This window comes from Amnimonas aquatica (genome assembly GCF_002943415.1).
Taxonomy (GTDB): Bacteria; Pseudomonadota; Gammaproteobacteria; order Pseudomonadales; family Moraxellaceae; genus Perlucidibaca; species Perlucidibaca aquatica_A.
Window position 1 is genome coordinate 1 of the sequence record NZ_PTQZ01000071.1, and the last position, 7,742, is coordinate 7,742.

Consider the following 7,742-nt stretch of genomic DNA (forward strand, 5'->3'; position numbering starts at 1 on the left):
TTACCGTCATGCTGCCGGTGTCCCTGTTCATCATCATGTTCAGCCTCGGCATGGCGCTGACCATCGCCGACTTCCGGCGCATCGCCGAATTTCCCCGTGGCGTCGCCATCGGCCTGGGCAACCTGCTGCTGATCTCGCCGCTGCTCGCCTTCCTGCTCGCCGTCGCCTTCGACATGCCGCCCGAACTCGCCGTCGGCATGATGCTGCTGGGCGCCTCGCCGGGCGGCACCACCGCCAACATGCTCACCCACCTGGCGCGCGGCGACACCGCCCTGTCGGTGACCATGACCGCCATCAGCAGCCTGGCCGCCGTATTCACCGTGCCGCTGGTGCTCGGGCTGGCGACCGCCTGGTTCATGGCCGGCGAAACCCGCTACGAACTGCAGATGGGCGCCATCGTCGCCAAGATCATGCTCATCACGCTGGTACCGCTGCTGCTGGGCATGCTGGTGCGCGCGAAGGCGGCAGCCTGGTCGGTGCGCAACGAGCCGCGCGCCAAGCGCGTCGCCATGGTGTTCTTCCTGTTCGTGGTGTTCGCCGCGCTCTGGTCCGAACACGAGCACATCTTCGGCAACCTGGAGACCGTGGGTCTGGCCGTGCTCTGCCTCAACCTGCTGGCCATGACGGTGAGCTTCGGCATCTCCCGCCTGGCCGGCCTGAACGGCCCGCAGTCGACCGCCATCAGCATCGAGCTGGGCGTGCACAACACCACGCTGGCCATGGCCGTGGCGGCCATGGTGGCGCCGGCCATGATCATCCCGGCGGCGGTCTACAACGTGTTCATGTTCTTCACCGCCGGCGCCTTCGCGAAGTGGATGCACAGCCGCAACACGTAACCGGCTGTGGTCTGCCGAGGGCGGGGAAGAGGGATTGGAAAACTGTAGCGCAGCGTGTTTTCCAATCCCTCTTCCCCATCAGCCACTCAGCAGATCAGAACAGGCGGTTCAGGCCGTTCAGCGCCGCCACTCGGTAGGCCTCGGCCATGGTGGGGTAGTTGAAGGTGGTGTTGGCGAAGTAGTCGATGGAGTTGCCCGGCAGGTTCATCACCGCCTGGCCGATGTGCACGATCTCCGCCGCATTGTTGCCGAAACAGTGGATGCCGAGGATTTCACGGGTCTCGCGATGAAACAGTATCTTCAGCATGCCCACGGTGTCACCGGAGATCTGCGCGCGCGCCAGGTGACGGAAGAAGGCCTGGCCGACCTCGTAGGGCACACGGGCATCGGTGAGCTGTTTCTCGGTCTTGCCCAGGCAGGAAATCTCGGGAATGGTGTAGATGCCGGTCGGCACGTCGTCGACATGCGGCACGTCGGCGCTGCCGGTGATGTGCGCGGCAGCGCAGCGGCCCTGGTCGTAGGCGGCGGAAGCCAGCGCCGGCGGGCCGATGACATCGCCCACCGCGAACACGTGCGGCACCGCCGTGCGGTACTGGTCGTCGACGGCGATCTGGCCACGGCTGTTGGCCTGCAGGCCGACCGCATCCAGCCCCAGCGTCTCGGTGTTGCCGGCGCGGCCGTTGCACCAGAGGATGGCGTCGCCCTTGATCTTCTTGCCCGACTTCAGGTGCAGCACCACGTGGTCGTCGAAGGTCTCGACGCGCTCGTACTCCTCCTGGTTGCGGATCAGCACGCCGAGGTCGCGCAGATAGTGCGAGAGCGCGTCGGCGATCTCGTCATCCAGATAGGACAGCAGCTGCGGCTGGGTGTTGACGAGGTCGACCTTGTAGCCGAGGCCGACGAAGATCGATGCGTACTCGCAGCCGATCACGCCGGCGCCGTAGATGATCAGCTTCTGTACCGGGTAATCGAGCTGGAGGATCTTGTCGCTGTCGAACACGCGCGGATGCGTGAAGTCGATGTCTTTCGGCTGGTACGGGCGACTGCCGGTGGCGATCACCGCGTGCTCGAAGCCGATGCGCTCGCTGACGCCCTCGCTGGTCAGCACCGACACCGTGTTGCCGTCCTCGAAACGCGCCTCGCCGTAGTAGAGGTCGACATCGTTGCGCTCGAAGAAACGGTGGTGCGTGCCCACCTGCAGCTCGATGACCTTGTGCGCCCGCGCCAGCACCTGCGACAGCGGCACGCTGCGGATCTCGGCGGTGCGCGACAGCAGCGGGTCGCGGCGGAAGCGCATGAGGTTGTAGACGGTCTGGCGCAAGGCCTTGGACGGGATGGTGCCGACGTGGGCGCAGTTGCCGCCGACCTCGCCGAGCTGATCGACCACGGCCACCCGGCGCCCCTCCTTGACCAGTTTCATGGCCGCGCCCTCGCCCGCCGGCCCGGCTCCGATCACCACCACATCGTAACGCGACATCCGCACGCTCCTCAGTTCATGTTGCGCCGCTGTTGCCCGCAGCCGGGGGTCTGGCATAGGGTAAGACTTTCCCACAGCAAAGTCCGGGGCTTTCGACCAAAGATCCGGCCGGGCAGCGCACCGGCACCGCGTCCGCGCGGCGTTATGCGCTACACTTGGCGGCACTGCCGGCGCCAAAAGCATCCGGCATGGCCGACCTGACGATCATCACCATGAGCAACCCAGTGAGCGACGCAATACCCAGCCCGTCCCAGCCCGTGCGCTTCGAGCCGCCCCGCCGTGTCGAAACCGGCGTCAAGCTGCGCGGCGCCGACAAGATGGCCCGCATTCCGGTCAAGATCATCCCCACCGAAGAGCTGCCGCGCAAGCCGGACTGGATCCGCGTGCGCGTGAAGAACCCCGGCGAGGTGCAGCGCATCAAGGGCCTGCTGCGCGAGCAGAAGCTGCACACGGTGTGCGAAGAGGCCGCCTGCCCGAACCTGGCCGAATGCTTCGGCGGCGGCACCGCCACCTTCATGATCATGGGTGACATCTGCACCCGCCGCTGCCCGTTCTGCGACGTCGCCCACGGCCGCCCGAACGCGCTCGACGCCGACGAGCCGCGGCACCTGGCCGAGACCGTGGCCAACCTGAAGCTGAAGTACGTGGTGGTGACCTCGGTCGACCGCGACGACCTCAAGGACGGCGGCGCCCAGCACTTCGTCGACTGCATCACCGAGGTGCGCAAGCTCAACCCGGCCACGAAGATGGAAATCCTCGTGCCCGACTTCCGCGGCCGCATGGACATCGCCCTGCGCCTGATCAGCGAATGCCCGCCGGATGTCTTCAACCACAACATCGAGACCGTGCCGCGCCTGTACAAGGCCATCCGCCCCGGTTCCGACTACCAGCACTCGCTGAACCTGCTCAAGCGCTTCAAGCAGGAGCGGCCGGACATAGCCACCAAGTGCGGCCTCATGGTCGGCATCGGCGAGACCGAGGAAGAGGTCATGTCGCTGCTGGATGACCTGAAGGCGCACGATGTGGACCTGGTCACCATCGGCCAGTACCTGCAGCCGTCGAAGACGCACGCGCCGGTCGACCGCTTCGTGCACCCGGACGAATTCCGGCGCTACGCCGAGCACGGCCAGCGGCTCGGCTTCCGCAACATCGCCAGCGGCCCCATGGTGCGCTCCAGCTATCACGCCGACCTGCAGTTCGCCGGCATCGATGTCTCCGGCCTGGGACAGTCGGCATGCAGCTGAGCGGCGGCATGGCTGGCGCGGGAGCGTGGTGTTGAGCACGGGCGACCTGTTCGGCGCGCTGCTGGTCGAACAACCCGGCGGCGCCCTGCCCGCCACCCGCGTCGACATCGGCTGGCAGGCCTGGCAGTCGGCCCGGCCCATCGAGGGCCGCGCGCGCCAGTGGGCGTTCCTGCTGGCCTGCCTGCGCCACTTCGGCCAGCCCCACTTCCTCGTGCGTGTCGATCAGGAGTACCGGACAGCGACCAGCCTCAGCATCCGCAGTCATGCCGACGGCCTCGAGGTCAGGGTCGTGCAACTGGAAGACGGCCGCGCCGCCGTGCGCCACTGGCTGCTGCGCTGCCTCCTGCGCCGGCACACCGGCGGCACTGTGCTGCGCGGCCGCGAAGTCGAGATCAGCCACCACCCCGAAGGCAGCGCGGTGCCGCGGCCTCAGCTTGGCGGCCAGCCCGCCGACTGGCCGGAAGCGCTCATCGACGGCAGCCGGCAAGCCGGCCTGCCGCTGCGGGTGCGCAGCGGCACCTGAGCACCCGCCTCAGGCCTCCGGCGCCGTCACTCCCTGGTGTGCCAGCGCAGCCTCCACGGCACGCAGGGTATCCCGGATCTCGGCGCGGTCGGCACCACGCAGCGCCTGGCGCGCCAGCGGCAGCGCCTCGTCCGGCCTGCCGCCACGCAGCAGCACATCCGCCAGGTTGTTGAGCAGCAAGGGCTGCTCCGGCTGTACCAGCAGGGCATCGCGCAGCGCCGATTCGGCCGCGTCCAGCCCCTGCAGGCGCTCGCCGACATCCGCCAGTGACAGCCACAGCGCAGTTTCCGACGGCCAGCGCTGGCTGGCACGATGCAGCCCCGGCTGCGCCAGTCCGGGTGCCACCCGTGCCATGGCAAGCAGCTGGCGCGAGACATCGGCCGCCGTCACCGAGGCAGGCCAGTCGCTGTCGACCGGCAGCAGGCGGATGGCCCAGCGATCGGCCCGCGCCCAGGTTCGATCGAACACCGACCAGCTCATGGTCATGCGTGCCGTTTCGCCGGAGCGCAGCACGACCTCGCTGCGCTCCGCGTCCAGCCCGACCACCACGGCGTAGTGCCAGACCGGCAGCCAGGACAGGCCGTTGTTCTGCCGCACGATGACCGGGCTGCCCTCCGCCAGCGCCTGCGCCAGGGCACGCAGCTCCGGCTGCAGCTGCTGCGGAATGAAGCCGCGCAGACGCGCGCGCGCGATCATTTCGGCCGCCAGACTGCCTTCACGACCCGGGGTGTAGAGCGAAGGCGCCAGCTCGTCCGGCGTCACCGGACTGCCGAGATAAGTCGAGACCATGGCCAGCGTGGCCGGCCCGCACTGGAACTCGCGCTGCGGAAAGAAAGGAACCTCTGTCAGCTCCCGCGACAGTGGCGGCCGTTCCCGCAGGTCGAGCGCCTGCGGCGTCATGCAGCCCGCCAGCACGATGACGGAGAGCGCGGCCGCCAGCAGGCGGCCGCGACGGCGAACGTTCACCGGCATCAGCGCACGGAGCGGGTGAACGAGAACACCTTGGTGAGACCGAGGATGTCGGTGACCAGCAGCACCAGGAAGATCAGCGCCACCGCGCCCAGGAAGCCGGCAGCGGCCGGCGCCTCGTCGAGCTTGCCGGCCAGGTCGCGGATCTCGGCGTCCGACAGCGCGGCGACACGCTCGCCGGCCTGCTCCGGACTGACGCCCAGGCGCGTCATCTGCTGGCGCACATCGTCACGCTGGAGCCAGGCGGCGACCTGTTCGCGCTCCTGGGTAGCGCTGGCCAGCGCGACTTCATCGCTCAGGGCGGCTTCGGGGGCCACCGGGGCAGCGGCAGCCACCACGCTCCAGGTGCTGGTGGTCAGCATGAGCACGGCCGCGGTGGCCGAACGCAGGGTCTTGTTCATGTTGTTTCTCCATTCCATTGTCATGGGCGCGCCCGGCCTACCGGGCGGAAGCCGGACGGTTCAGCCGCGACGGTCGGCCACAAAGGGATTGTGACGACGCTCGTGACCGATGGTTGACATGGGACCGTGGCCTGGAACGAAGCGCATGTCATCGTCCAGCGGCCACAGCTCGCGGCGAATGGCATCGATCAGGGTCTGGTGATCGCCGAGCGGAAAGTCCGTGCGGCCGATGGAGCCGGCGAACAGCACATCGCCGACGAAGCTGACGCCGGCCGACTCGGAAATGAACACCACGTGGCCCGGCGTGTGGCCCGGACAGTGCCTGACCTGCAGTGTCTCGGCCCCGATGGCGACCTCGTTGCCCTGGTACAGCCAGCGAGTGGGCTCGAACGGCCGCGAGGGCGGAAAACGGAACATGCCGGCCTGCTCGCCCAGGCGCGAGATCCAGAACAGGTCGTCCGGGTGCGGCCCCTCTATGGGCAGGTGCAGCCGGTCGGCGAGCTCGGCCACGGCGCCGGCGTGATCGATGTGGCCGTGGGTGACCAGCAGCCGGGTCAGGGTCACGCCCTCGGCCTCGACTGCCGCCAGCAGACGGTCGACATCACCGCCGGCATCGATCAGCGCGGCCTCGCGGGTGCTGTCGCACCAGACCAGGCTGCAGTTCTGCTCGAAAGCGGTCACCGGCAGGACACGGAAACGCAGGGCCATGTCAGCGCACCTCTCCGGCATCGCGGGGGACGCCGGGATCGCCGGCCTGATCCGGGACCAGGTCGGCAAGTGTCTCCGGACTGGGCACCGGCGGCCGCAGGGCCGGCTTCAGACGCACGTAGAGCAGCTTGCGCACGCGCGCCACCACAGCGCCATCCTCGCCGACGACCTCGACCGGCAGCTCCGGCCGCACCGCCAGCCCCGAGGCCGCCTCGGCGAGGATGGCGTCGACCTGCGCCTCGGTCAGGCGGAAGGCGGCGCGCACGGTGCCCCGCCCCGGACTGACGAACTCGATGTGCGCGGCCTGGTCCCAGACGATGTAGTCGGGCCCCAGGCGCTGCATGAGCATGAGCATGTAGAACGGGTCGACCATGCTGTAGAGGCTGCCGCCGAAATGCGTGCCGACCGCGTTGCGGTTCCAGGGCCGCATGCGCATGGAGACATCCACCGCCAGGTAGTCCGGGCTGATGTGATCCACGCGCACGCCGGCGCCCATGAAGGGACCGTACAGGTTCAGCCACCACCTGATCAGCTTCGCTCGCATGCTGTACTCCTCGGGTATGATAGCGACCATGTTTTCACGGGGAGCCAATTTACCATGCCGTCATTCGATGTCGTCTCCGAACTCGAAGCCTTCGAAGTCAACCACGCGGTCCAGAACACGACCAAGGAAATCGCCACGCGCTTCGATTTCCGCGGCGCCGACGTGAAGGTCGAGTTCAACGAAAAGAACAAGGAGATCAAGCTCAGCGCCGAGGCCGACTTCCAGGTCGACCAGGCCCGCGCCATGCTCGAGAACCACCTGATCAAGCGCAAGGTCGATCCGCAGGTGCTGGATCCGCAGAAGATCGAGCCCAGCGGCAAGCTGGTGCACCAGGTCATCAAGCTCAAGGATGGCCTCGACTCCGACACCGCCAAGAAGATCGTCAAGCTGCTCAAGGAGAACGGCTACAAGGTGCAGGCCAGCATCCAGGGCGACAAGGTGCGCGTGACCGACAAGAAGCGCGACGCGCTGCAGGATGTCATGGCCTTCCTGCGCCAGCAGCAGCTCGGTCTGCCGCTGCAGTTCAACAACTTCAAGGACTGAGCGCCCGCAGGCGCGTGGCACCGGGCCGGTGCCACCGCCACCCTCAGCGCCGCCGGCGCGCGGGCTGCTTCGATGACTGGCGGAAGTCCAGCGGCGTCTGTCCGCTCCAGCGCTTGAACACGCGCGAGAAATTCGAGCTTTCGCGGAAGCCCAGCTGCCAGGCGATCTCCTTCACCGACAACGCGGTTTCCGCCAGCAGCTGCCGGGCCTGGCGCTGGCGCTCGGCATCGAGGATGCCCTGGAAGGTCTCGCCCTGCTGGCTCAGGCGATTGCGGAAGGTGCGCACGGACAGGCTGAAGGCGTCGGCGACATCGGTCATGCGCGGCAGCGGCCCTTCGTGCCGGCTCAGGTACTGGCGCACGGCGTCGGCGAAGGAACCGCGCGCCATGAGCTGGTCCATGCGCTCGTTGATCACCTGCAGCGCGCGTGCATGCTGCACGGGATCGGCGGAGGCGATGGGCGCATCCAGCAGAGACTGCGGAATGTTCAGGCCGTTG

At 68.0% G+C, this 7,742-nt stretch carries 10 protein-coding genes; 4 read left to right on the forward strand and 6 right to left on the reverse strand.

Annotation, left to right across the window (positions count from 1 at the left end; translation table 11 throughout):
• Positions 1-836: bile acid:sodium symporter family protein (locus C5O18_RS04320; protein ID WP_105191781.1), on the forward strand; the 836-nt coding region annotated here is incomplete at its 5' end.
• Between the two features lie 94 nt (positions 837-930).
• Here the strand turns inward: C5O18_RS04320 and sthA are convergent.
• Positions 931-2,370, reverse strand: coding sequence for a Si-specific NAD(P)(+) transhydrogenase (sthA, locus tag C5O18_RS04325; RefSeq protein ID WP_105191783.1), 1,440 nt, complete (start codon positions 2,368-2,370; stop codon positions 931-933).
• A 155-nt stretch (positions 2,371-2,525) separates the two neighbouring features.
• On the opposite strand from sthA, the gene lipA reads away from it, so the two are divergent.
• On the forward strand, positions 2,526-3,557 hold the full coding sequence (gene lipA, locus C5O18_RS04330; protein ID WP_105191797.1) for a lipoyl synthase: 1,032 nt from the start codon (positions 2,526-2,528) through the stop codon (positions 3,555-3,557).
• A gap of 31 nt (positions 3,558-3,588) precedes the next feature.
• Positions 3,589-4,080, forward strand: a complete 492-nt coding sequence (locus C5O18_RS04335) for a hypothetical protein (protein WP_105191785.1) — start codon at positions 3,589-3,591, stop codon at positions 4,078-4,080.
• A gap of 9 nt (positions 4,081-4,089) precedes the next feature.
• Here C5O18_RS04335 and C5O18_RS04340 read toward each other — a convergent pair whose 3' ends face one another.
• From C5O18_RS04340 to C5O18_RS04355, 4 genes are read right to left on the reverse strand one after another with little or no spacing between them, the layout of a single operon-like run.
• Positions 4,090-5,052 (reverse strand): PA2778 family cysteine peptidase, encoded by a 963-nt coding sequence (locus C5O18_RS04340; RefSeq protein WP_105191787.1) that lies wholly within the window; start codon positions 5,050-5,052, stop codon positions 4,090-4,092.
• Positions 5,052-5,450, reverse strand: a complete 399-nt coding sequence (locus C5O18_RS04345; protein ID WP_105191789.1) for a PA2779 family protein — start codon at positions 5,448-5,450, stop codon at positions 5,052-5,054. The genes C5O18_RS04340 and C5O18_RS04345 overlap by 1 nt, the downstream gene beginning before the upstream one ends.
• 60 nt (positions 5,451-5,510) lie before the next feature.
• Positions 5,511-6,158, reverse strand: coding sequence for an MBL fold metallo-hydrolase (locus C5O18_RS04350; protein WP_105191791.1), 648 nt, complete (start codon positions 6,156-6,158; stop codon positions 5,511-5,513).
• 1 nt (position 6,159) lies between these two features.
• Entirely contained in the window at positions 6,160-6,702 is a 543-nt protein-coding gene (locus C5O18_RS04355; protein WP_241146735.1) for a DUF4442 domain-containing protein, read from the reverse strand.
• A 54-nt stretch (positions 6,703-6,756) separates the two neighbouring features.
• On the opposite strand from C5O18_RS04355, the gene C5O18_RS04360 reads away from it, so the two are divergent.
• On the forward strand, positions 6,757-7,245 hold the full coding sequence (locus C5O18_RS04360) for a YajQ family cyclic di-GMP-binding protein (protein WP_105191795.1): 489 nt from the start codon (positions 6,757-6,759) through the stop codon (positions 7,243-7,245).
• A 43-nt stretch (positions 7,246-7,288) separates the two neighbouring features.
• Here the strand turns inward: C5O18_RS04360 and C5O18_RS04365 are convergent.
• Positions 7,289-7,742: helix-turn-helix transcriptional regulator (locus C5O18_RS04365; protein ID WP_146089204.1), on the reverse strand; the 454-nt coding region annotated here is incomplete at its 5' end.